This window comes from Acinetobacter sp. A1, assembly GCF_012371315.1.
GTDB lineage: Bacteria > Pseudomonadota > Gammaproteobacteria > Pseudomonadales > Moraxellaceae > Acinetobacter.
Genome location: NZ_JAAZQY010000057.1, coordinates 3,672 through 5,583, shown reverse-complemented (window position 1 = coordinate 5,583; position 1,912 = coordinate 3,672). Strand labels below are relative to the sequence as shown.

The window sequence follows — 1,912 nt, the reverse complement described above, 5'->3', positions numbered from 1 at the left end:
ATTGGTTTAAATTACTCGAAGTTTATTTGAGCGAAATTTAAGTCAGAAAATTGATGAGCCAGATTTGGAAGTTTAGATTAAAACTTCAAAATGATTTTAACTGAAGAGTTTGATCATGGCTCAGATTGAACGCTGGCGGCAGGCTTAACACATGCAAGTCGAGCGGGCGAGGTTGCTTCGGTAACTGAGCTAGCGGCGGACGGGTGAGTAATGCTTAGGAATCTGCCTATTAGTGGGGGACAACATTCCGAAAGGAATGCTAATACCGCATACGTCCTACGGGAGAAAGCAGGGGATCATTTGACCTTGCGCTAATAGATGAGCCTAAGTCGGATTAGCTAGTTGGTGGGGTAAAGGCCTACCAAGGCGACGATCTGTAGCGGGTCTGAGAGGATGATCCGCCACACTGGGACTGAGACACGGCCCAGACTCCTACGGGAGGCAGCAGTGGGGAATATTGGACAATGGGGGGAACCCTGATCCAGCCATGCCGCGTGTGTGAAGAAGGCCTTTTGGTTGTAAAGCACTTTAAGCGAGGAGGAGGCTCTCTTGGTTAATACCTGAGAAGAGTGGACGTTACTCGCAGAATAAGCACCGGCTAACTCTGTGCCAGCAGCCGCGGTAATACAGAGGGTGCGAGCGTTAATCGGATTTACTGGGCGTAAAGCGCGCGTAGGTGGCTAATTAAGTCAAATGTGAAATCCCCGAGCTTAACTTGGGAATTGCATTCGATACTGGTTGGCTAGAGTATGGGAGAGGATGGTAGAATTCCAGGTGTAGCGGTGAAATGCGTAGAGATCTGGAGGAATACCGATGGCGAAGGCAGCCATCTGGCCTAATACTGACACTGAGGTGCGAAAGCATGGGGAGCAAACAGGATTAGATACCCTGGTAGTCCATGCCGTAAACGATGTCTACTAGCCGTTGGGGGATTTGATCCTTTAGTGGCGCAGCTAACGCGATAAGTAGACCGCCTGGGGAGTACGGTCGCAAGACTAAAACTCAAATGAATTGACGGGGGCCCGCACAAGCGGTGGAGCATGTGGTTTAATTCGATGCAACGCGAAGAACCTTACCTGGCCTTGACATAGTAGAAACTTTCCAGAGATGGATTGGTGCCTTCGGGAATCTACATACAGGTGCTGCATGGCTGTCGTCAGCTCGTGTCGTGAGATGTTGGGTTAAGTCCCGCAACGAGCGCAACCCTTTTCCTTACTTGCCAGCATTTCGGATGGGAACTTTAAGGATACTGCCAGTGACAAACTGGAGGAAGGCGGGGACGACGTCAAGTCATCATGGCCCTTACGGCCAGGGCTACACACGTGCTACAATGGTCGGTACAAAGGGTTGCTACACAGCGATGTGATGCTAATCTCAAAAAGCCGATCGTAGTCCGGATCGCAGTCTGCAACTCGACTGCGTGAAGTCGGAATCGCTAGTAATCGCGGATCAGAATGCCGCGGTGAATACGTTCCCGGGCCTTGTACACACCGCCCGTCACACCATGGGAGTTTGTTGCACCAGAAGTAGGTAGTCTAACCGCAAGGAGGACGCTTACCACGGTGTGGCCGATGACTGGGGTGAAGTCGTAACAAGGTAGCCGTAGGGGAACCTGCGGCTGGATCACCTCCTTAACGAAAGATTGACGATTGGTAAGAATCCACAACAAGTTGTTCTTCATGACGATGTATCTGAGGGTCTGTAGCTCAGTTGGTTAGAGCACACGCTTGATAAGCGTGGGGTCACAAGTTCAAGTCTTGTCAGACCCACCACTACTGACGACGCAAGAGATTGCAGAGTAAACGGAAATCAGAAACATTGACTTATTGATAAGCTGGGGACTTAGCTTAGTTGGTAGAGCGCCTGCTTTGCACGCAGGAGGTCAGGAGTTCGACTCTCCTAGTCTCCACCA

At 50.6% G+C, this 1,912-nt stretch carries 2 tRNA genes and 1 rRNA gene; all 3 read left to right on the top strand.

Going from position 1 to position 1,912, the window contains the following annotated elements:
• Nucleotides 1-97: 97 nt before the first annotated feature.
• The 3 genes from HHA41_RS12670 to HHA41_RS12660 all read left to right on the top strand — a co-directional run bounded on the left by HHA41_RS12670 (nucleotide 98) and on the right by HHA41_RS12660 (nucleotide 1,912).
• Nucleotides 98-1,634 (top strand): 16S ribosomal RNA (locus tag HHA41_RS12670).
• 61 nt (nucleotides 1,635-1,695) lie between these two features.
• Nucleotides 1,696-1,772 (top strand) — tRNA-Ile (locus HHA41_RS12665).
• A gap of 64 nt (nucleotides 1,773-1,836) precedes the next feature.
• Nucleotides 1,837-1,912, top strand: a tRNA-Ala gene (locus HHA41_RS12660).